The organism is Pedobacter sp. UYEF25 (assembly GCF_054061655.1).
The window spans coordinates 22,889-46,386 of the sequence record NZ_JBSSEL010000004.1 but is presented as its reverse complement, the minus strand read 5'-3'; the positions used below and the strand labels follow the sequence as shown (position 1 = coordinate 46,386).

Genomic DNA, 23,498 nt, shown 5'->3' with positions numbered 1-23,498 from the left:
ATTAGTATCTTCCAGCATTGTTTTTCCACCATGGATTCTGAGTTAACAAATTATCATACGGAAACAAGGTATTCATGTCAATTGGCCAATAATAACCGCGATTTTCTACTGATACTCGATCCCTTGGATAACCTAAAAATTCTAACCACGTATGGGTATGTGGGCCGGCAGGTGGGTTCTCATTTCGGATTAAATCATAGAACCAAATGCCTTCTCCAATAAACTCCCTACCTCTTTCCTTAATTACCTCCTCTTGCATATCAAAAGGATTTGTAGGCACCGTGTAAGTATTTATTCCAGCCCGATCTTGGGTAAAAGCTAAATTCCTTCTTGCTCCTGCCAAGTCTCCTTTGTATGCCAAGGCTTCGGCATCTAAAAGGTACATGTCTGATAATCTAAACAATACTAAATTATTACTTATGTACGGATAAGACTTTGTGTCAGGAGATTGATAATTAAAGGTACTGTATTTTAAAAGCATGTAACCTTTGGGATCGCCGCCAGATGCGTTCATTAATTTTAGGGCCTTTTTGGTTCTTTCGTCTCTTACCGTGTCAAACAAAGTTGTTGCTGGCAAACTGTCTCGCGTTGAAACTGTCTTATCTTTAAAATCAATAAATGTTCCACTTGGTGCTATCCAACAGCTACTTCTAACATTATCTACAGCTGGCCCCTTTAAAAATCCTCCAAAGCCGGCAAAGGTAGCTTCAGCAAAACTACCTCGGTCTTTAAAATTCGGATCGTTTGCACTAAACTGCATAGGCATTTCAAAAATACTTTCTCGAGATACCTGACCTTTCCAAATATTCAAATAACTGCTCATTGGCTCTAGACTATAGCCTCCTTTTGTAATTACTTCTTGTGCATAATAATGAGCACTATCGTAGTTGTGTTTCCATGCGAAAATATGAGCCATTAATGCGCTTACACTTCCTCTATTTCCTCTTGTAGTCTGCTTTGGATCACCTCCGGAAAAAGAAAGAGCCGATTTTGCAGATCTTAAATCTCTTAAACAACTGTCTAAAACGGCAGATTCTAGAGAACGTGGTACAGGAGGAATTTTTCCATAATCTACATCATCGTAAGTAGCACCTACGTAAACAGGATCACCCCAAATTCTGGTAAGCGTAAAATAAGTGTATGCGCGAACGAATTTTGCCTCAGCGACATAGGAGTTTTGTTGGGCTTTACTTTGAAAAAGGGAGGTAGGCATCTCGGGAACTTTCTTCATAATTAGATTACATTGCGCGATCACCCTATAAAACCTAGACCAATTTTGCAGGTCATTCTCCCAATATGGAGTGTAAGAAAAATTCCAAGGTTTAGTACTTACTGAAGGAGTAGATGACAAGCCGTAGCCTAAAAAAGTATCTCCACCTGCCGGCTTAAATAAACCAGCCACAAGATCGCCAAATACAAAATAAGAAGACTCTCCCTGATCGGCTCCTAGAGAACCTCTTAATCCGTACCGCAGCTGCCCGTACATCGCAGCTGTTGCTTGTTCTACCGAGGCTCTCGAAGTCCAAAACTCAGATCCATAGGTAGAATCTATCGGCGGGGCATTCAATGCTTTCTTGCAACTTACTGAACAAATGGTCATAAACCCAATTGCAAGAACATATATCAATTTTTTCATATCGAAGGAACTTTTAAGTTTTTATTTTCATAATTTCCATAAACAGAAATTAAATAATATTGTACTAGTAAACCTTTGTTAAAATTTCACATTTAACCCTAACGTAAGCACTTTTGGTTGCGGATAAACATTGCCACTATAAACTCCAAATTGATCTACCAATTCTGGGTCAGGCATTGTGTTCAATTTATTTTTTATCGTAAGTATATTCGCCATTTGCGCACTTACACTTGCGCTTTTTATTTTAAGTCGCTCAATTAACTTAGCTGGCAATAAATAACTTAATGTTACATATTTAACCTTAAAGTAACTTCCATCAACATTGAACTGATTGGTGAAGGGAAAAAATTGATAGAAATACCCACCATAGGGAGTTAACGATGGGAAATTAGCTTTGTAATTTGGATCTAAAGCTTTTTTTGGTGTCCAATAGTCTAAACCTGTCAGATCTGGCAGTCTATTTGTCGCCAACGGGCTAACACCTCCGCCGTAAAAAATATTATCAATTTGGCTTTGAAAAAACGTATTGACTACCGTTCGTTTCCAACTGAAAACACTGGCAATAGAAAGTGAAAAGTTTTTGTAAGTAAAGTCATTTGAAAAACCGCCTGTAAACTTGGGGTTTGGATCACCGGTTGGCACCCTATCTCCAAACTGATCTCCATTATCCTCGCCGCTCCAAACATCACCATCGCCATTGGCGTCTATCCATTTCGGATAGCCCGGTTGTATCGGATTGTAACCCTTAAAGTAAGTTAGGACATTTCCTGTAATTGGATTAAAGGGAATCTCACTCTGATGATTGTACACGCCGGCATATTGCATTTGAAATAATGCATAGATAGGTTGCCCTACCTGATACAGACGAGAAATGCCATAATAATCATCCTGAGCAAACGTCCGATTCTCATTTGGAAGTTTAGCGATGCGGTTTCTATTAAATGTCAAGATTATTGTTGATCCCCATTGAAGCTTAGATTGCGAAGAAAGATTTCTAGTATTTATAGACAGGTCTATGCCACGATTGTCTATCCATAAATCTCTTGCATTAAACTTAACAGAATTATATCCTGTAAAAAAAGGAAGTTGAAAGTTATATATGCCGTCTCTATCTAACTTATCATAAAATTCTGAAACAATATTGATTCGACTATTAAATAGGTTTAATTCAATACCCAAATTTTTCTGAAGCGATTTTGTCCATGTTAGGTTGTTTTTTGTTAACCCATTATTAAAATCTGGTTGCACTGCTTGCTGACCATTGTAGGTACCAGATACATTGTAGCTGTTATAAGGTGCATAATAATCTGCCGCTTGGGTTCCTGATACCCCATAACTAAATCTAACTTTTAGAAAATTTACCACATTTTTAATTCCAGCCATAAACTTTTCGTCAGATGCTATCCAACCCACTCCAAATGCAGGAAAATAACCCCATTTAGTATTTGCACCGAAACGAGAGGATCCATCCCCCCTATATGACCCGTAGAATAAATATTTGCCATCATAGTCGTATTGTAACTGTCCAATAAAAGACAATAATGCATCTTTTTGATAAGTAGAGAACCCTAATCTATCTGACTGAGGAATACCTGAAACCACTTGAATGTTATTGGATGGCGTGTTGTAACCTCCTAAAACAGCTCCACTTGTTACAATACTATTAAATTGCTGAGTTAAGGTGGCGTTCAAATTATGCTTGTGCCCTGCTCCAGTTTCCAAAAGCTTTGAATAGTTCAACGTGTTTCCCAATAAATAGGTGTCGTAAGAATCCCTATTAGACTCTGCGTACGATGGGGTTGACGCCTCTGCATCTTGAGAAAATGCAACCGCATCTATATTTGATGGTCGAAAATAATCTCTGGATATGGTATGGATAATCGCAGAACCCTGTAATGTATATCTCAAACCCGGCAAAATATCATAATTTGCCATTAAAGAGCCACTGTAATTACTGTCTCCACTTAAATTTCTGAGCTTGCTAGACTGACCTAAATAGTTATTTATGTCGAACTCATTTAATCTATACAACGAACTTGGCTGCCTGTTGCCACTAAATGGGGTAACATTCAAATTATTTGCTTGATCTAGTCGGCTATAAAATTTTTGTCCTAATTGATTGTCTGCTCTACTAAGACCTAGAATTAATTGTGCATTAAATTTGGGATTAATTGTAAAACCGAAATTTCCTCTTACAGAATATCTTTGAAAACCTGTTTGCTTTATAATTCCATCTTCATTATAATAACCCATACTTACTCTATAATTCATAATGTCCGAAGCGGCAGACATGGTGGCGTTAATTTGCTTCGTTTGACCAGTTCTGTAAAATAGCCCCTGCCAATCGGTTGCATTGTTGTAATATGGATTTAGGCTATCTGCTAAAAGCTGCGGCAAATTTGCCAATTGGCTGGGTTGGGTGGCGTATTCTGTTAATAATTTAACTTTAGCTTCTCTTTCTGCAGCACCGGTAAGTGTGGGCAACAAAGGAGGTTTTGTTGTTATTCCGCTCTGCACATCCACATCAAAAATCGGGGTTTTAGAGGTGCCTTTTTTTGTGGTGATGTAAATTACACCATTAGCACCCCTAGATCCCCAAGCAGCAGTTGCCGCTGCGTCTTTTTGGACTAATACCTCTTGAATGTCATTAATATTAATTCCGGCTAAAAAATTTGTGCCCGTGTAAGTGAGAACGTTTGAGATGTCTGCAGGATCTATCGGCACTCCATCTATCACATACAATGGACCACTAATCGACTGGGCTTGAATTAAAGACGGGTCTCTATCGCCGATGTTGGTACCTACTTTCGAATTCCCCCTTACTACTATTGTGGGTGTAGCACCTGGTTGACCACTGTTAACCTGAACGTTCATTCCGGATACGCGCCCCTGAAGCAATACGTCTACACTTGCAACGGGTTTGTCTTCTATATCTTTACTGCTTATTCCCGAGATGGCGGCAACTGTATTTCGCCTGGTTTGGCGTTGCATTCCGATAATGACTACATCGTTCATTTGACTTGTTGACTCTAACAAGCTAACTAAAACAGAAGTTTCACTTTCATTAATCGTAATTGTTTTTCCTTGATAACCTATATAGGAGATCTGTAGACTAACTTTCCCAGCCGGAACCATCATTTCAAACTTTCCATCAGATTTGGTTTGGGTAGTTCGTTTTTCTGCCTTCAACATCACAGTTGCCCCTGGAATGGGAGAATCCGTCTTCGAGTCCTTTACTGTACCCGTTACCCTCCTTTGCGCTACTGCCGCAACAGACAGCAGCAAAATCAGAAATATTAGTTTTGGTTTTTTCATCTGTAATTGAGAATGATTTTGGTACTTTATAGAAAAGCCTTCACTTTTGTTACAGCTAAATTACGTGAGGATGACGAGAAAGAATTGAGCTATATTGGCAATCCTTTGTCCTATTTTAACATTTTTTAACAGATGACTAACTTATTTAATTGAGAAATTTATGTATCACGTAAAAATCTTTAAACCTCAATCAGATTTATTGGGCTATAGAAATTTCCAATTCTCTAAGGCATTGGATTACAGCCCTCTTAGGATAAGGGTAGAATTAAGCCATTTAAATAACTTTGCGGCCAGTGAGCTGTATGTGTGTCGTGTTAGGAGCTACACTTTTTTTAAATATCATGACCTGAGATGAGCCATATGTTTTTAATCGTTTCTATTTAGAAGCCTCTTGCTTAGTTACAATCGGCACATATCCATATTCTAGGCCTTTCGGCGGATTGACAATTATTGCTTTATCCAAAGTGGCAAGTTCACCACTTGTTGGAGCTGCCATATAAGTTTTATCAGAGGTCCATTCTTTATGGATCATTTCTACTCTCTTTTGGATGTCTTGCTTTTCTGCGTCTGTTAATTTTAAGGCTTGCAATGAGGGCTGATCTACAAACTTATACCAGCTGTAAGTAACGATTGATCCATCGCTTAATGTTGTTTTAAATGGACCAGATGTTGGTCCGGGAGCATTCCAGTTATTACCTTTAACCTTTGGAGAAGTATATGGTCTACCAACCCTCGCTGCTTTAAAATTCTGCTCTTGTAATCTTGTTTCTTTCGGTACTTCTGATGCATCAACTGCAATCATATTATTTCCCTCTTTTTTAAAGTATTGTGGAAAATAAGCCAAACCATTTTTCGCCGTCTTTTTCCATTTTAAGCCATAAGAAGACTTGCCTAACATGGTTTCGTTAAAGTAAGAATCTACACCTTTAATTGGTGTTGCGTTTGGTCCTTGATCATAATTTGTTTGATTCGTTTTACACTCAGGCATTAAAGCAGCATCTGTCTTAAATTGTGTTGGAAGTTTACCGCCATCATTAATTGAAGCTTGCAATGGATTGAATAATGCGTCTTTCGTGTAAATGGTAGCGTCTTGCATTAGGGTTGTGACACCTTCTTTGTTTACAGGAAACTGTAATTTTGGTATTTTTGTGTACACCACCCCATTCTTATCTTTGCTTTCGAACTTTGGTACCGAATTTATTTCAATCGCTCCAGCGCCAACAACACCTTCTCTAGTATCTAAAGTTCTGCCTTCTGCTGTAGGATATTTATCGGCTATTCTGCTCCAAACTCTAGGGATATAAAAAGCTATTGGACCTTTAAAATTTGTTGCATTTAAAAAGCACGTCCAGCTTTGATCTCCCGTAGGTGCTTGATCTGGTGTTTTTGCGTGCGCAGGAAGTATTGGCAAGGCCATCCATGCGTTACCCATTAACTGGCCTGATGTACCTTTAACAAAAGTAACTCCATCAGGAGGTATAATTAGATGATTACTAAGTTGTGCTATTCCCATTTTATCACTTTGCAAAGCCACTGGTGTTCCAAAACCCCATCCTGGCGATGAAATTTCGGAATCGTAACAATTAGCGGTACCATTCATTCTATATTTTGCGGTGGTAGAACCAAATTGTGTACTTCCCCAAAAACCTAAACTCCCTTCTATGGTTTGAAAAACATCACGGTAAGACGGACCTCTTTGAGGCCAGTTGTCTCTCGCATAGGTACCTACTGGGCACAGTGGATCCTCGAAACCTCTGTTTTCTGGGGCAATCCAAGTACCAGGAAGACCGATCTGGAAATCTGCAATCGCCTTTTCTACTAATGGCCAAGCGCTCACGTAAAAGCTTACGCCATAACCATAACCTTCTTGTTGTTTAGGCATATTCATAGAAATATACCCATGTAATCCTTCTTGTAATTGCTTTAATGGCACATCACTTTTATTTTGGGCAGAAACCTGAAAAGATTGAGATGCAAAAGAGATCGTTAGGAAGCCAACTATGAGTTTTGAGAGGTTATAATTTTTCATGGTTTAGGATAAGGAAAATAATTTATTAGGATTTAATTGTAGGATGAATCTTGTAGTATTTGCGGATCAATTTGATTGAAACGTGCAGCAGCATTTAAAAAATGAGCGGTTAACCAAAATACGGTCCACTGTTCCACGTAGCCACCTCTAAAAGTGTAGACATTAGATAAATCTCCTCCTTGTGCAAAATTGGTGTGCTGGATTTGTTCACCATGAGAACCGAAGGGATCAATCATTTGTCCGCACGAGCGAAACATTAGTAAAGCCATCTTTTGCAACCGTTCATCTTTCAAATACTTCCCTAATTTATAAACATCCGGACTAAAGAAAACACCAAATGCGTCTAAGTGTTGGTTTTGTGCAGAAACAACTGTCCAACCACTCGACTTAAAATGATGATCTGCAAGTCTAGATGGGGGCATTGTAATGTCCCAATCTACCATGTAACTTAGCGTAACGTAACCTGCGTGGGTAGCGTAATCTAGATATTTTTGCTCTTTAGAAAATTCATACATCGCTAAAAAACCTTGAAAAGCCGCCCAAGCTCCCTCTTTATCTTCGCAACTTGCATCTAAAGTACCTCCCCAATATGGCTCTTTCATAGATAGGTGACGCATAGCATAATAATCTGCTGCTTTACGGGCTGCTAGACCATACTGTTTTCTGTTAAACATTTTACACGCTAACGTTAACGGCGCAATAAAAAAAGCTTCGTTCGTGGAGTTGGGTTTCCAGTCGGCAGACAAAATTCTTTCAGCCTGGATATCGGAAGCTTTCTTTAAAAAGATTTCCCATTTTGCTGTTTTGTAATTTTTATTTTTCCTCGCAGATTCTATTGCCTTTGCAAAATTATACATGGCTTGCCCTTGCGAAACGTTGTCCTGTTCTTCCCACTTAACTTTTTCAGCCACAAAGTTTTGCATAAATCCTCTTTCGTTGAAGGGCGAAGTGCATAGAAAATCTAAAGAACTTTGAACCTGATTATCGATTTTCGTGTCTTTTAAAATCGGTTTTAATTCCTGAAGCGCAAAACCCAGAGAGGCAGCCTGACCGCACCAACCCATTACATATTCTGGGTATTTGCTAAATTGATACATGCCAAACCCAGCACTCTTACTATCTTGAAACCACCTTGTATTTGCAAATTGATATTTAGAAGCTATCACCTCCTTAAAACTCGGCAGATTTGCGCTGTAGAAAGGCTTATAAATATCAATATTGGTATCCATTGCTTTTTTAAATGCAAATCCTTTTTGTGGTGCTGGATGGACTTCTATAAAAAAAATCTTTTCTATGATGGCATTCGGCTTTATATTTAGCCAAGTATTTTCATAAGGGAGCGACTTATCCTGAAGCGCTTTTGAGACACTTTTTTGTCCATTCATCACAATCGGGCCAGACAATAAATCTAATTCTGTTGTATTATTCCTCGCACTAACACCCATAGACCACCATTGATCTGGTACATTGCCGTAGGGAGCAAGTGACGGCATAGTGTGCAAAGAAACTCCGTAATTATTATTGTTGTCCGTTAACTCTGCCGAAACGAATGGCATCGAAAATCTATGCTCTTCAAATAATGCCTCGGGTGCATTTGTATTATTAAAAGTTGCCACGCAAGTGTTGCAATTTTTATAACCTGATGGATTGGCATAATACATAATACCTGGCATAAAAATTTCATTGGTGTAAGATGGCAAAGCCCATCTAATGGATAACGTAATTTTGTCTAAGGCTTCTTTTCCATGCCATTCAAATCTTCTAATACATTTAATTTTATCGCCTTCTTTACGATAACTATCTCTTAAAATCCAACTTCCGGTTGCTAGTTTAATTTTACCGAAAAGCACTGTCCAATCACCAACTTTAAGCATGCTGTCTGCTTGCGCATAATGCCAATCTGCACTCCAATCATTTTGCCATCCCGTGGCAATGGCCCACAATCCTTCTTTTGGACTTTCTAAAAGTGTTTTGTCGCCGTAAGAAAAAGCAGGTTTATAATAACCTTCTTTTTTTACAGAAAAAGTTGTTTGTGCAACACTTAATTGAGCGGACAACAATACAACTGCGCTGATAAAAAGCTTTATTAGTAGCGTTACATTTTTACATATTTGGTGAAATCTCATTTTATTCAATGATTTTTATAGCAAAGGCCGCCGCATAATTTGATGGATAATCTGTCATACTATGGATAATCAACGCATCATTAACTTGTTTCCATTGAATGTGATTTTTATTACCTAAAAGTTTTACTGATGTTATTTTATCTTTAAAAAGTTTCTTACCGAGCGATTTTATAATAATTTCCTTTGTCGGAATTTTTAGTGTAATTGCGTAAAGTACATTTCCTTTTGTAGTAAATCTAATGTCTTCCGCAGTAAACTCTTTCTCTGCTACTTTGTAACTATCGGCATTTTGCTTGATTTTTTCTTCGGCTGCAGCCATTGCCGGTCCTTCACCAAATATCTTCCATGGCCGAGTTCCGTAAATGGCTTCTCCATTAACGTCTAACCATTTTCCCATCTCTAACAAAATATTTTGCTGTACTTCTGGAATCGTTCCATCCGCTTTTGGGCCGATGTTAAGCAGTAGGTTTCCATTTTTGCTTACAATATCTATCAACCCATCTAGCAAAAATTGTGGAGTTTTATAATGGTCATCTTCTATATAACCCCAAGATCTATCTCCCACCGAATCATCAGATTGCCAAGGCAAAGCCCTAATTTGTGTTTCCCCACTGCGTTCGAAATCTAGCACGGCCGCACTGTCTGGAAAAGCGGTATTCTTATAATTAAGCACTACGCCTTTATGCATAGCTAACCCGGCGTTATAGTAGTATGCCGCAAAAGTTTTAAGATATGGTTTGAAGCTTGGGTTGTCTAACCACCAATCAAACCAAAATATTTGTGGTTTGTATTTGTCTACCAATTCTGTATTTCTAAGCAACCAATCATTTAGAAATACGGGGCTAATTTTTGTAGTTTCGAGCGAATCTTCTCCGCTAGCAGCTGGCCCATAGAAGTCCTCAAATTGCGGATCATTCACATCAGATTTTATGTCGCGACCATTGTGAAAAAAATACCAATGTTCCGCTCTGTGCGATGAAAGGCCGAAAATCATCCCTTCCCTACGGATAGAAGTAGACAATTCTCCGATCACATCTCGCTTTGGCCCCATATTTACCGAGTTCCATTTAGAAAGTTTTGTATCGTACATTGCAAAGCCATCGTGGTGTTCTGCCACCGGCACTACGTATTTAGCACCCGCCTTTTTAAACAATTTGGCCCAAGCATCAGCATCAAACTTTTCTGCTTTAAACATCGGAATGAAATCTTTGTAACCAAATTTATCTTGAGTCCCATAAGTGGCTATGTGATGCTTATATGCTGCAGAACCCTTTTGATACATATCGTTGCCGTACCATTCTCCAAATATTCCACCACCACCATACGCAGGTACCGCATAAACACCCCAGTGAATAAAAATGCCAAACTTAGCATCCCTAAACCAATCTGGCACCGTATATTTTTTAAGAGAATTCCAATTGGGTTGATAATGGCTCTGTCCGGATACGCCAACAGTGAAAAATGATAGACTGAGCAACAACAGATAAATCCGGTTCTTTTTCATGAAATTTTGCCTTTATTGAAATACAATTTCACAAATTTATAGGTTGTTGTGCGCTAAACACACCGTGATAGTTACAAATGATTGTGCTATGTTGCTAATTTCTACATTGAAATAAAAGATGCGTTCTTGCGAAGATTAAAAAATATTCTATCAACCTCAAACAGGATAGCCAAACCATTTAGCGCACTAGGAAGAAAACTAGTTCTTAAATAACTCCTTATCTAAGAAATTTATTTCAGGTCGATCTCTCAATATGTTTAAATAGCTTTTTTTAAATGCTAAAGGCGACTTGTTTTTCATCACCTTGAATTGGTGATTGAAATGAGAAATGCTGTTATATCCACAAATATAACCTACTTCGGCACAATGCATATCGTCTTCTATTAAAAACTTACAAGCCTGCCCAATTCTAACCTCCATTAAAAACTGTATGTAGGTTTTATTGGTTTTCTCTTTGAAGAATCTGCAAAAAGAGTGAACGCTCATGCTGACCATCGAAGCAACATCTTCTATCGTTATTTGCTTTTGGTAATTGTAATAGGTATATCTTATAATTAGATCCAATCGGCTGTTATTCATCCGCTCTGTTGGGCCAGAATAGCCTTCGCTTGCGAGTAGCTCATACTCACCACGTTCTACAATTATTTGGAGAATGTTTAGCAGGCTTATCAATTTTCTTCCTTTTTGCGCGCTTTGAATGTCTTCCATCATCTGAGCGACTTCTGTTTTACTCCCCCCCTTAATTTTTATGCCCCTTTTACTTAATTCGAGCAAATTCTTAATTTCCTTAGATTCAGGAAGATTTAAAAAAGAATCTCCAAATATCTCTGGAGAAAACAACGTTACCAAGGCTTGTCCTCGTTCAGCCTCTTTATCGTCTACATATTTGTCTTCATGTTTGTAAGAATGTGGTACCTCAGAACCTAAAAAGATGACATCACCGCTCTCAAACTGCCCTTTATAGTCGCCAACAAACCATGTGCCTTTACTTTTCTTGATGTATAGGAGCTCGCATTCTGTATGAAAATGCCAATTATTAATCATTTTTAGTCCTGAGTCTTCTCTAACTATAAACGAATTTTCTACTTCAGGGATGGCTTTTCTAAGTGTCGGTCTCATGATAATGTAGTTTAGGTTAAGGTGTTGGTTTGAGCACTATTCTCAATCTAATAAAGGAGAGGCGAAAAATTAGGCTGAGAAATGCGCATTTTTACACTTGTAAAAATTTACTTTCCTTTTTACGTGGCTGAAAGAAAAGCGCTTACAATACTAAATTTTGTTCTTGATTACTGACATCTAGGAAATCAAGGTGTTAAAAATTCAACATGGATTCGAAAACCTTTCGCAAATGTTACAACTTTCCAATCCGTGACATCATTTACATCAATTCAAAAATAGGTTACCCAAACGTTAAATTTAGACCCATTATTGACAGATAATGATCGGATATTAACCTGATCATCCGAAATTACCCCTTTATCGGGTTAATCTAGTTAGGCACATCTAAATTAAAATAAAACGCAGATTGATTTTTCTTCAAACTCGTGTGGATGGATGAATTTGCTGATTGTTTTCTTTAATGAAATTTTTTTGCACGTTGAATGCTAAAATTTCTATTGTTATGTGGTGTTAAAAATAACTTAAAAAAGCACTTGCGGCGATAGAGATTTGTTTCCTACGCCCGATTTTTTTCTTGCAAACCGGCATTTTGTTTGCGTAAATCACACTTTATAAGTGCAGATTACAGACTTTTAGAAAGCTACCTTTTGATTAATTAGACAAGGGAGAAAATTTGCTCCATCAATACCCATTTTTCGCCCGGCTTCGCCCAAGGAAGCTGCAGTTGAAATTTCGACATAAGTTTTTCCCATTGTTGAACCTTGGGATTGTCGGCATCCATGATTCGCTTTCTTTCAAAATTAAAACTTTCTGTCGTTTCCATGATCATGAATAATCTGTTACCTGTTCGATAAATCTGCATATCTAAAATCTCTGCATCTAAAATACTTTTCCTAATTTCGGGCCAGCCATTTTCTGTTTGATGCCAATACACATATTCGTTGATTAAATTAGAATCATCAAACAAATCGAGCGCTAGGCAATACCTCTTCATATCTTTTATTTTAACTCAGTATCCGAATTCTACCATTGCTTTTATCACTTCGTTTGCGGGGTCTAAACATTCTCTAAATTCGTCCTTAATTCTGTCGAAAGCAATCCGCTTATTGATATAGGTTGAGGGGTTAATAATCCCGTTTTTCATGCTCGCTATCACATGTTCAAAATCTACACGCGTTGCGTTTCTGCTGCTCATTAGCGTCGCTTCTCTTTTATGAAATTCAGGATGGCTGAAGCTAACGTCTCCTTTTTGAAGTCCGATGAGGACGTAACGCCCGCCGTGGGCAATGTATTTAAATCCATTTTCAATTGCCTTTAAACTTCCTGTAGCATCTATTACTACAGTAGGCATTTCGCCACTAGTGATGTCTTGTAGTTGCCTAATAACATCAGTTTCCGACGCATTAATGGTATGTGCCACTTTAAGTTTTTCTTTACAGAATTCCAAACGTTTGTTATTAATGTCGAGCGCAATTACCTCAGCGCCGGCAATTCTCGCAAACTCCATCGTCCCTAATCCTATTGGTCCGGCCCCAACCACAAGTACATATTCGCCTTTTTTTACCTCCGCTCTTTTTATTCCGTGCGCGCCAATCGCCAATGGCTCTACCAACGCTAGCTCATCAAAGCTTAAGCCGTCTCCATGTATTAGCGCACTTGATGGCACGGAAAGGTATTCCACCATTCCACCATCTATATGCACGCCGCAAACGTTAATATCTATACAACAATTTGCCTTTCCCATACGGCAAGCGATACAAGTACCACAGTTAAAATAAGGAATAAAGGTAACTGCATCTCCAATTTTAAATCCGGGTGCATCGCTAATTTCTACCAGTTCTCCGGCCAATTCATGACCTAAAATTCTTGGATATTTGAAGAAAGGCTGTACGCCTTCAAAAGCATGTAAATCTGTGCCACAAATTCCAATTCTTTTTATTTCAAGAATAGAATTTCCTTTTTTCAATATGGGTTTATTTGCCAATCGATATTCGAAACAACCCGGTTCTACGCATACTAAAGTTTTCATTAAATATTTGGATAAGCGTTCATTTTTATATTTTCTGAGTTTCTTGGAAGCGACTTTCCTAAAACTCGGCTACCGCTAGCCGTAACTACTAAGTCTTCTTCTATTCTAATTCCACCAAAATTCTTGTAGGTTTCCAATTTATCATAATCGATAAACGCTGTAAATTTATTTTCTGATTTCCATAGGTCTATTAACTCTGGAATGATATAAATACCTGGCTCAACTGTTAATACAAATCCTTCTTCTAAAGCTCTGCCCAACCTTAAAGATTTTAAGCCAAACTGCGTACTTTTTTTAAGTTCGTCTGTATAGCCTACGTATTCCTCACCAAGGTCTTCCATATCATGCGTATCTAAACCAAGTAAATGACCAAGTCCACATTGGAAAAAAAGCGCATGTGCGCCTTGCTTTACTGCTTCTTTTACATCACCTCTTATTAGGCCGACAGACTTCAATCCTTCTGCCAACACTTCGCATGCATGTATGTGAACATCCATATATAAAACACCAGGTTTTAACATTGCAATTGCAGCCTCATGCGATGCTAAAACGACATCGTACATTTCCTTTTGCCTCGAAGAAAATTTATCGCTTACAGGAAAAGTTCTGGTAAGATCTCCTGCATAATGCATGGCTGTTTCTGCACCACAATCAACCAGCAACATCTGACCTTTCTTTAAAACATTTCCTTTGCCATGATTGTGCAAAATCTGTCCGTCAGTTGTTACAATGGGTGGAAAGGATAAATTTCCACCTGCACTTACCGCAATCCCTTGGATGCGTCCGGCAATTTCTGTTTCAGAAATGCCTTCTTGAGCCAATCTACCGGCTGCTTTCTGCATTTCTATCGTAACGTTTACAGCTTTTTCTATTTCTATAATTTCTTCGGTAGATTTTATCGAACGTTGTGCAACTACGGCTTTAATTAAGGCTACGCTACTGCCAGCTTTCAATTCTTCAATCGGTATTTTTAGCCAATAGTTTAATTTCTGAATATTATCATACCGATAAGGAGGTAAAAAATGAATAATACGTTTTGCTTTGATGGCTTTTTCTAAATAAGTAGCTATCGCAGAAGACGGTAAAGCTTTGCCAACGCCAACTTGGCTACCTTGTTCGGCAAGCGTAGGCATGGCTCCAGTCCAAACGACATCTTCCACACTAATATCGTCGCCGAATAATATTTCCTCGTTGTTTTCTACATCTATAATCCCAACCAAAGCCGTTCTATCTAACCCAAAGAAATATAGGAAATTACTGTCTTGTCTAAATGGATAATGATTCTCCGAATAGTTCATGCTACTTTCGTCATTTCCCATAAGGAGAATGATTCCGGTGCCTACCTCACGCATTAATCTTCGTCGTCTTTCTATATAAACTTCCTTGTTAAACATATTGGTCAATCTTTTAATTTGTACTTAAATACTGTGTTGGTTTAATTAGAAACATGTTAACGATAAAAATCTTAAAAATCGAACCTTAATTATTTTAAAAGTTAGATTAATTATAAGTTTTGTGCAACAGTTACTTAATCTATTTTTGAGATGGCATTTAATTTTGCCTCTAAAATTTTAGCTGTTTTTGTAGCGCATAACCCGCCTATATTGGTACACTTGTACTCATGTGGTATTGCCATACCAATAATGTACATGGTTTCTATTACTTCATCCAAAGGAAGTAAAGGATCATATCCTGAAAGCGCCATATTGGCAAAAGTTACTGCATTGGTAGCCGCTAAGATATTATTCCCTAAGCATGGAGCTTCTACCCTGTTTGCAATTGGCGTGCAAGACATGCCAAGTGTACTTTGTAACACCATAGAAGCGGCTGCGAGTGATTGATTAAGAGACCCTTTCATCATATACACAATGGCAGCTGCAGCCATACTCCCTCCAGAACCATATTCTACACCACATCCTGCTACTTCGCCAGCAAAGGTAGATTGTGTAGAAATAAATATGCCAATTAAGCCAGAAATTAACATAGCATCAACGACTTCATCTTCTGAGGCTTTTATAAAATCGGCAGTTCCGATAATGGCGCCTGGTAACGTGCCGCATGAACCGGCTGTGGGCGCTGCAACAATAACGCCCATAGAACTTTTTACTTCCATTAGCGCTGACACGTACATTACTACATTGTCTATCGCGCCTGTACGAATGAGTAAATTCTCGTTAAGTTTTTCCTTATAATTAACAGATTGGCTTCCCAGCAATCTATCAACATAGTGCGTGCCTTGCAATCCAGATTTTATAGAATTGTTTAGGATGCGCACAATTTTTCTCATCTTCTCTACCACCTCTTCTTTAGAGATGTTGCCTCTTTTACATTCGTACAAAATAGCCAAATCCAATAAAGAAAGGTCTTTCCCGTTATTGTACGCCAACATTTCGTTGCAAGTAGTAAAAGGCACTTCAATTCCCGCTCTCGACAAAACAGGAAGTACGGGCGATAAATTTTTAATCGACGAAACGCCGGCTAAAGCCAATATTTTTGCTTGAAGTGCATCACTCCCAAATCCCTGTGCCTTAACTTCTATAAAAGTACCGCCATTAGCTATAAGATGATCATGAGACATTTCATTATTGAGCAACTCTAATACGGGTTCCGGAGTTTTGCAATAAATAAGAGTCTCGTAAAAATCTCCCAGCATAGAAACTTCAACGCCATCGATAGCAACAACCTCTATCATACCGCCACCTGTAGAAATTGCGGTTACGGTTTTGGTTTCCTTATCACTATTTAATGTAATGAGATAAGTATTTAGATGTACAGCTTGGATATCTCTCACTGCAAACTGCACGGAAATACCAGCCTCGGGTAGATATTTTGCAGAATCGGGTAATCGTTCATCATCTGCCTCCCATCCTAAAAAGCCTCCAAATAAACCCATGTCAGAACCTTGACCGGTATGCGTATCTGCCAAAGAACCAGTGGGGTCAAATTCTATTAAGACATTGGCAATATTGCCATCCATCAAGTCGCGGCATAGCCTACCTATACGCAAAGAAGCAGCACAGTGAGAACTAGATGGACCGCGCATTACCGGCCCAATTACATCATTAAATATACTCGGATATGTTTTCAATAGTTCTGTTTAAATTTTTGTGATGATGTGTATATTTCAGAAAAGATGCTATATTTTAGTGTTGACTATAAATGCTCTTTCCAATATCTAGCCATCGTTTCGCGCAAATGTAAGGAAGTATTGTCTCGCTCATAAATGCCATGAGATCGCATCGGATATGACATCATATAAAAAAGTTTATTTTCCTTAATTAGCTTATCTGTAAGCATCTCAAAACTTTGATAGTGGACATTATCATCTGCGGTGCCTGCAATAATCATAAGCGTACCTGCTAAATTCTGGGAATAGTTAATTGGAGAACCATCATGATACCCTTTTGCATTTTCGGTCAATAAGCCCATATATCTTTCTTGATAAGTTGCATCATATAATCGCTGATCTGACACGAAAGCGACTGCCAATCCTGTTTTATAAATGTTTGGGTGACGGAACATACAGTTTAAAGTCATTTGACCACCGCCGCTCCAACCCCAAATACCAACCCTAGCTGTATCTATAAAAGAGTAGGTAGAAAAAATTTTCTCTGCTGCCGCCGCCTGATCTTGCGACGCCAAAATTCCAATCTGACCATAAATAGAATTTCGCCAAGCTTTGCCACGTGGCGTTTTTGTACCTCGATTGTCTATGCTCATTACGATATATCCCTGGTTTGCCATGTATTGATCCCATAACGCGCCACCTTCCCAATCATCTTGCACGGTAGAGCCAGCTGGTTCGCCATACACGTAGAAAAGAATAGGATATTTTTTATTTGCATCAAAGTTTTTAGGCTTAATCATCCATGCATCTAACTTTACGTCTCCAATATCAACCTTAACAAATTCTTTCGGGTTTAACTTCAGTGCATCGTAGTTGTCTTTCAACGCACTATTGTCTTCCAATGATCTTATATTTTTATGATCTGGCAAATGCACCAAAGAAATGGCTGGAGGCGTAGTTGCATTTTGATAAGTATAAATTGCCCATTCCGCATTGTTAGATATTTGGTAGCTGTTTTGACCAGTCACCGTCTTTGGCGTAACGCGCTCTACTTTGCCGCTGCCATCTAATTTACTTCTATATAAGTAACGCTGCGTAAAATTATCTGGTGAAGCAATGTAATACACATAGCCATTCTTAGCATCTATGCAGTTAATTTGAACTACGTCAAAATCGCCCTTTGTAATAAGTGTTGATTTTTTACCGTCTCTAGAAATTTTATACAGATGCTTCCAGCCGTCCTTTTCGCTTGTCCAAGTAAAAGACTTCTCTCCTTCTACCCAACGGGTATCGTCATGTAAATCTAAAAAAGATGGATCTTTTTCTGTGTAGATGTTTTTTAAAGACATTGTTTTCACATCTCCTATCCAGATTTTATTGGTGTTTTGTGGCCGATTTAATTGCTGAACCATAACCTCGTTAGAGTTCGGAATAAAATCCATACGGGCGAGGTAATTATTTGTAGGATCGCCGGGAATGTCGAACCAATTTGTTTTACCTCCTGCTGCTGGAATGACGCCAACTTTTACTGCAGAAAGTTTGGTGCCTACTTTTGGATAAGGTAGAGGAATTGGTCTAGAATAAAGCGAATCGATATTATCAATTAAATAAAATGTGCCGATATTTTTAGTGTCTGACTGCCAATACACAATATTTTTTCCATCCGGACTCCATCTAAAACCGTCTCTACAGTCTAATTCTTCTTCATACACCCAATCAAAAGTTCCGTTAATGATGTTGTCGCCGCCATCGTCGGTTAATTGTGTGCTTTTACCAGAGGCTAAATCTTCTACGAAGATATTGTTCTTACTGACGTAACCTACGCGGGTTGCATCTGGAGAAAATTTTGCGAACATAGACGTAGTTGCCGGGACATTCTTGCCAACTTGTTGCAGTGTGCCGGTTTTAATAGTTAAAACCCAATAATCGCCACGGGTATTGTATCGCCAAACTCGTCTTGTATTGGTAAATATGAGGAGCTTACTATCATCTGCAGACCATTCGTAATTATCGATATTTAATGGTTGTTTTTGATCTGCTGGGATCAATTTCTGAGCAGATACTAAAACAGTTCTATTTCCTGTCTTCGCTTCGTATCTAATAATGTCTTTTCCACCGGACTGTTTATTAACTTCTAAAGTAGAATAGCCCTCATTATCCTTCATCCATCGTGCCGGCCCAAAACTCTTTTGACTGTATTTTGAGCTAGAAAAAATGTCTTTTAAGTTAAGTTCGGTTTGTGCAAACGCGGTTGAACTGCTTAAAATTGCTACAACAAAGAGTATCAAAAATGATAAGGTTATTTTGGAGTTCATTTATGTTTTTTTTGATTTGATTTCTAATTAAAATGATTTGGACTGTGGCAGTCTGAGTTAAATTCCTTTTACTGTATATGTTTTACCTTTTACAGTATTGAACTGAACGAGTTGATTTGGAAGTTTTTTAACATTAATTTCTTTCCCGTCTAACAATACTTTTACTTTATTAACGGCCTTAATGCTGCATGGCATTCCCGCTTTTGATCGTATTTGCAATGAAGTAACAGCCTTGTTTTTCCAACTAAAATCTAGTTCAAAATCACCTCTGGCACATATTCCTTTAATTTGACCATCCGTCCATTCTGAAGGAAGTGCCGGAAGAAGATCTATATAGCCCTCTTGAGATTGCAAAAGCATTTCAGATATTGCAGCGGTCATTCCTAAGGTTCCGTCAACTTGCATTGGTTTGAAGCACTTAGCGAAAAGCGATACAAAGCATTCATCTTTTAGGTACCCTTTAAAGATTTTATTTACTCTATCTCCATCTCTCAAACGTGCCCATAAATTTGCTTTCCAAGCTCTTGACCACCCCGATGCCCCATCACCTCTTAATTCCAGTACCTTTTTTACAGGTTCTATGAGTTCTGGAGTACGGCTAACAGAAATTACATTTCCTGGGTACAAACCATATAAATGGGAATTGTGACGATGGTTTGGCTCCATTTGTCCATAATCTTCTGCCCACTCTTGCAAAGTTCCGTCCTTACCAATTTGTGATGGAACCAGTCGTTTTCTAGCCGCCTGAACTTTTTTATTAAAATCTAAATCTTTGTTCAAAATTTTAGTTGCTTCATTATAATTGTTAAATAAATCTTTTAGAATCTGCATATCAATAGTAGACCCTGCTGTAATTGTAGTAAAATAATATCCACCAGTAATCTCATCGAAGAAGTATTTGTAGCCTTTACCTTCTGGCGGATTTTCTGGAGAAGTTGAAGGATTTGTTACCAACCAATCTTTTCCAGGAAAAGGTATCAAAAAGTCCATAAAGAAGTCGACAGATCCTTTCATTACTGGATAAAATTCTTTCAGGAATTCTTTGTCCTGTGTAAACAGGTAATGATCCCATAACTGATTGGTCAGCCATGCGCCTCCTGTTGTAAATGTACCCCAAGTAGGCCCATCCATTGGTGCAGCAACACGCCATATGTCTGTATTTTGATGTAGTACCCAACCTTTAGCGCCATAATGTTCCTTGGCAACCTGCGATCCTTGATCCGTAAGTTCTTGGACCATTTTAAATAAAGGTTGCGTGAGTTCAGAAAGATTGCCAGATTCCACAGCCCAATAATTCATTTCTAAATTGATGTTCGTTGTGTATTTTGAATCCCAAGCAGGGTTCATGTCATTGTTCCAAATGCCCTGTAAGTTGGCTGGCTGTGTACCAGGTCTGGAAGAAGAAATAAGGACATACCTTCCAAAATTATAGCACAATGTAGCCAATTGCGGATCTGGTGATGTTTGTATTTTTTGCATTCTCTCGTCCGTTGGGAGGTAGGAATTTGGCGTTGTTGGTAACGTGAGTGAAACCCTATCAAAATAATTTTTGTAGTCTGCCAGTGCCTTTTTCTTTACTTCAGGAAAAGAGGTATTTTGTAATTTCCCCAAATAATCCTCAACACGTTTGTGCTGATCCGCACTCACATCTTTGTAGTTTACAAAATTTGTTGCGGCAACGAAGTATAAAGTAACTGAATTGGCATTTTTTACAGTAAAAACGGTTTTGGTTTCATTATCCAATTCCATAGTCCCTCCTTCAGGAATTATCTTGACACGTGCCTCATATCTCAGCTTGCCCTCAATACCCATATAGTCAGCAGATTTTCCTGTGAGTTTTAATTCATCTTTTCCTACAGCATCCATTTTGAAGTAATCTGTCGCATAGTTGGAATGCGTTTCATTTCTTACGCCTCTAAGCTGGGCGTCAAAGGAGATACTTCCTGGTTTGTCAGCAGTAATACGTATCGCAATGGTTTGGTCTACTGCTGAGGCTAAAATTTCTCTAGTGTAATTAACGCCATTAGCTGAATATCTAACGGTTGCTATACCTGTTTTCAAATCTAAAGACCTCGTATAGTTTTCAACCTCCTCTTTTTTAAAGTCTAGGTGGAGATTGGATAAAGATTGGTATTTCTGCTGTTCGATAGGATAACCCATTAACGCGCGACCAAAAAGCTTATGCGCATTGATAGGTTCTCCATTAAAGATCATTTTTTGAATGTTAGGCAGCTCTTTGTAGCCATCTTTTACAACCGTAGAGTAAGGTCCTCCCGACCAATACGTCTCTTCATTGAAATTAATGATTTCCTCTATAGGTCTGCCGTAAACCATAGCTCCTATGCGCCCGTTACCTACAGGCAACGCATCTTCCCATACTTTTGCAGGTTTATTGTACCACATCAGTGTAGCCGGATCGAACGTTTTGTTTTCGATACTTTGAGAAGTAGTTACGTTTTGGGCTTTTGATTTTGAAAAGGGTAAAAAGAGCAACAAAAATAAAAGGCTGGAAAATTTCTTCATTAAACTTAAGTATGAGAATGGTTGATAATAATTTAAGAGTTAGGATCAAAGAATGCAGGCTTGACTAAATAAATCAAATTGCGTTTAAAGAAGCTAGCTGTGAAATTAAAATATTCTAACTTATTTTACTAACGCTATTAATACAATTGCTTGTAGTATTTTGATGAGAAAGACTTTTCCGAATTTCATTCGAAAATTTTTTAGGCCACCATTTCTATTGTTATCCATAAAATTGCTAATAAAACTAAAATTGCTACGCCGATTATTCTATAGTCTAAAATACTTTGAATCTTGGTGAAGTAGTCTGAATGGTTGAAGGTGTGACTTCGCTGTGTTTCGGTGGGCTTGGGCGTTAATAAGCTGACTGTGCTGAAAATAGCACAGCACAATACAAATGCCCACCAAGCCTGCATCATAAAGATAATTCCCCAAGTATCTGTTAAGAGTTTGATGCCATTTGCATCTGGAAAATCTAAGCTAAACATGAGAATCCCAATAATTAGTCCAATAGAAAAGGTAACCGTTGCGGCTTGTTTTGTTCCTCGTTTCCAAAAATAACCCATTATAAATACCGCTGAAATGGATGGTGCAATACTAGAGCCTATAGAATTTACGATGCTAATGATTGAACCTCCTTTTGCCCCTGCAACCATAGAAAATAAGATAGAAATAATCATTACGGCAAAGGCGGCAACCTTGCCAATAGTTACCAACTTACGGTCAGAAGTTTTTGGACGCATTCTTTTTACAATATCTAACGAAACTAAAGTCGAAGTGCTGTTCAGGGCTGCCGCAACCGAACTCATTAACGCAGCCAATAGAGAAGCGATAACCAATCCCACCAATCCCACAGGTAGCAGTTCGTGAACTAAGATAGAATAGGTTTGTCCGCCACCAGCAATATCAATTTTATCCTTAAAAAGAATATACGCCAACATACCTGGCAACAACATAAAAAACACAGGTGAAAGTTTTAAAACTGCGGTAAACATTGGCCCCAAACGTGCGTCTTTCTCCGATTTAGAGCCCAAGGCGCGTTGCACAATAGTTTGATCGGTAAACCAATACCAAATCCCTAAAACGGGATAACCTAAAAACACGGCATACCAAGGAATACCTCCAATAGCATTCACGGTATGGTCTGAACGCAACATAGATAAGCTACCGGTTTTAATGTGCGATGCAAAGCCCGCAAAATCATGAATACCGACACTCGGAAGTGCATAAAGACCAAATACGGTGATTAAGATACTTCCGCCGAGTAAAATTACCGATTGGATGGTCTCTGTAACAGCCACAGCTTTCAATCCACCCAAAATGGTGTATAGCGCGGTAAGCAGAGAAATTAGCAATACTCCCCAAATCTGATCTAATCCAAAAAACTCTTTCATAATGGTTGCACCGGCATAAAGACTTATTCCGATGTGGATTAATAATGCTGTTAAGATTGCAAATACCACCATAAAAGTTCTCGCAACTCCATCAAACCTATTTTCGAAGTACTCTGGAATGGTAGAAACCTTATTTCTAAAATAATATGGAGTGATGAATATTCCTAAAAACACGAGACAAGGGATTGCCATCCATTCAAAAATACCATCAGATAGACCAGAAATAAAGCCTGATTCTGCAAAGCCTACAATGTGAATGGTGGAAATGTTAGAAGCAAAAAGCGAAGCGCCAACTACACCCCAGCCAAGCGATCTACCGGCTAGGAAGTATTCGTTTGAGCTTTTGTTTTTCTTAAACCCGTTTCCAACCCAAATACCGATAATTACGATTGCAATTAAGTATATGGCGATGATGGCTAGATCAATATAAGAAAGGTGCATAAG

The 23,498-nt window shown here is 38.4% G+C and carries 13 protein-coding genes; all 13 read right to left on the bottom strand.

Features of this window, described 5'->3' with window-relative positions; all coding sequences use genetic code 11:
• Position 1: 1 nt before the first annotated feature.
• The 13 genes from ACVWYG_RS05750 to ACVWYG_RS05690 all read right to left on the bottom strand — a co-directional run bounded on the left by ACVWYG_RS05750 (position 2) and on the right by ACVWYG_RS05690 (position 23,495).
• Positions 2-1,636, bottom strand: coding sequence for a RagB/SusD family nutrient uptake outer membrane protein (locus ACVWYG_RS05750; protein WP_457269209.1), 1,635 nt, complete (start codon positions 1,634-1,636; stop codon positions 2-4).
• A 78-nt stretch (positions 1,637-1,714) separates the two neighbouring features.
• Positions 1,715-4,951, bottom strand: a complete 3,237-nt coding sequence (locus ACVWYG_RS05745) for a SusC/RagA family TonB-linked outer membrane protein (RefSeq protein ID WP_457269208.1) — start codon at positions 4,949-4,951, stop codon at positions 1,715-1,717.
• A gap of 376 nt (positions 4,952-5,327) precedes the next feature.
• Complete coding sequence (locus ACVWYG_RS05740; RefSeq protein WP_457269207.1) at positions 5,328-6,980, bottom strand: hypothetical protein; 1,653 nt, start codon at positions 6,978-6,980, stop codon at positions 5,328-5,330.
• A gap of 32 nt (positions 6,981-7,012) precedes the next feature.
• Positions 7,013-9,106 carry a hypothetical protein gene (locus ACVWYG_RS05735; RefSeq protein WP_457269205.1) on the bottom strand — a complete coding sequence of 698 codons (2,094 nt, stop codon included), beginning with the start codon at positions 9,104-9,106 and terminating at the stop codon, positions 7,013-7,015.
• A 1-nt stretch (position 9,107) separates the two neighbouring features.
• Entirely contained in the window at positions 9,108-10,610 is a 1,503-nt protein-coding gene (locus ACVWYG_RS05730; protein WP_457269204.1) for an alpha-L-fucosidase, read from the bottom strand.
• A gap of 198 nt (positions 10,611-10,808) precedes the next feature.
• Positions 10,809-11,729 (bottom strand): AraC family transcriptional regulator, encoded by a 921-nt coding sequence (locus ACVWYG_RS05725; RefSeq protein WP_457269203.1) that lies wholly within the window; start codon positions 11,727-11,729, stop codon positions 10,809-10,811.
• 655 nt (positions 11,730-12,384) lie between these two features.
• Positions 12,385-12,723 carry an L-rhamnose mutarotase gene (locus tag ACVWYG_RS05720; RefSeq protein ID WP_457269202.1) on the bottom strand — a complete coding sequence of 113 codons (339 nt, stop codon included), beginning with the start codon at positions 12,721-12,723 and terminating at the stop codon, positions 12,385-12,387.
• A gap of 15 nt (positions 12,724-12,738) precedes the next feature.
• Complete coding sequence (locus ACVWYG_RS05715; RefSeq protein WP_457269201.1) at positions 12,739-13,758, bottom strand: zinc-binding alcohol dehydrogenase family protein; 1,020 nt, start codon at positions 13,756-13,758, stop codon at positions 12,739-12,741.
• Positions 13,758-15,152 carry an aminopeptidase P family protein gene (locus ACVWYG_RS05710; RefSeq protein ID WP_457269200.1) on the bottom strand — a complete coding sequence of 465 codons (1,395 nt, stop codon included), beginning with the start codon at positions 15,150-15,152 and terminating at the stop codon, positions 13,758-13,760. Before ACVWYG_RS05710 ends, ACVWYG_RS05715 begins: the two co-directional genes overlap by 1 nt.
• A 134-nt stretch (positions 15,153-15,286) precedes the next feature.
• A complete protein-coding gene (locus tag ACVWYG_RS05705; RefSeq protein WP_457269199.1) occupies positions 15,287-16,846 on the bottom strand; it encodes an L-serine ammonia-lyase, iron-sulfur-dependent, subunit alpha in 1,560 nt (519 codons plus the stop codon).
• Positions 16,847-16,911: 65 nt separating this feature from the next.
• Complete coding sequence (locus tag ACVWYG_RS05700) at positions 16,912-19,140, bottom strand: S9 family peptidase (RefSeq protein ID WP_457269198.1); 2,229 nt, start codon at positions 19,138-19,140, stop codon at positions 16,912-16,914.
• Between the two features lie 57 nt (positions 19,141-19,197).
• Positions 19,198-21,663: a glycoside hydrolase family 95 protein gene (locus ACVWYG_RS05695; protein ID WP_457269197.1), complete on the bottom strand. Its 2,466-nt coding sequence runs from the start codon at positions 21,661-21,663 to the stop codon at positions 19,198-19,200.
• Between the two features lie 200 nt (positions 21,664-21,863).
• Positions 21,864-23,495, bottom strand: coding sequence for a sodium:solute symporter family transporter (locus ACVWYG_RS05690; RefSeq protein WP_457269195.1), 1,632 nt, complete (start codon positions 23,493-23,495; stop codon positions 21,864-21,866).
• Positions 23,496-23,498 lie beyond the last annotated feature (3 nt).

Excerpts from the sequence above, each read along its gene's own strand:
- ACVWYG_RS05720 (WP_457269202.1), bottom strand. The coding sequence starts at position 12,723 with ATGAAGAGGTATTGCCTAGCGCTCGATTTGTTTGATGATTCTAATTTA.
- ACVWYG_RS05740 (WP_457269207.1), bottom strand. The coding sequence starts at position 6,980 with ATGAAAAATTATAACCTCTCAAAACTCATAGTTGGCTTCCTAACGATC.
- ACVWYG_RS05730 (WP_457269204.1), bottom strand. The coding sequence starts at position 10,610 with ATGAAAAAGAACCGGATTTATCTGTTGTTGCTCAGTCTATCATTTTTC.
- ACVWYG_RS05750 (WP_457269209.1), bottom strand. The coding sequence starts at position 1,636 with ATGAAAAAATTGATATATGTTCTTGCAATTGGGTTTATGACCATTTGT.
- ACVWYG_RS05700 (WP_457269198.1), bottom strand. The coding sequence starts at position 19,140 with ATGAACTCCAAAATAACCTTATCATTTTTGATACTCTTTGTTGTAGCA.
- ACVWYG_RS05735 (WP_457269205.1), bottom strand. The coding sequence starts at position 9,106 with ATGAGATTTCACCAAATATGTAAAAATGTAACGCTACTAATAAAGCTT.
- ACVWYG_RS05725 (WP_457269203.1), bottom strand. The coding sequence starts at position 11,729 with ATGAGACCGACACTTAGAAAAGCCATCCCTGAAGTAGAAAATTCGTTT.
- ACVWYG_RS05710 (WP_457269200.1), bottom strand. The coding sequence starts at position 15,152 with ATGTTTAACAAGGAAGTTTATATAGAAAGACGACGAAGATTAATGCGT.
- ACVWYG_RS05690 (WP_457269195.1), bottom strand. The coding sequence starts at position 23,495 with ATGCACCTTTCTTATATTGATCTAGCCATCATCGCCATATACTTAATT.
- ACVWYG_RS05715 (WP_457269201.1), bottom strand. The coding sequence starts at position 13,758 with ATGAAAACTTTAGTATGCGTAGAACCGGGTTGTTTCGAATATCGATTG.
- ACVWYG_RS05745 (WP_457269208.1), bottom strand. The coding sequence starts at position 4,951 with ATGAAAAAACCAAAACTAATATTTCTGATTTTGCTGCTGTCTGTTGCG.
- ACVWYG_RS05695 (WP_457269197.1), bottom strand. The coding sequence starts at position 21,663 with ATGAAGAAATTTTCCAGCCTTTTATTTTTGTTGCTCTTTTTACCCTTT.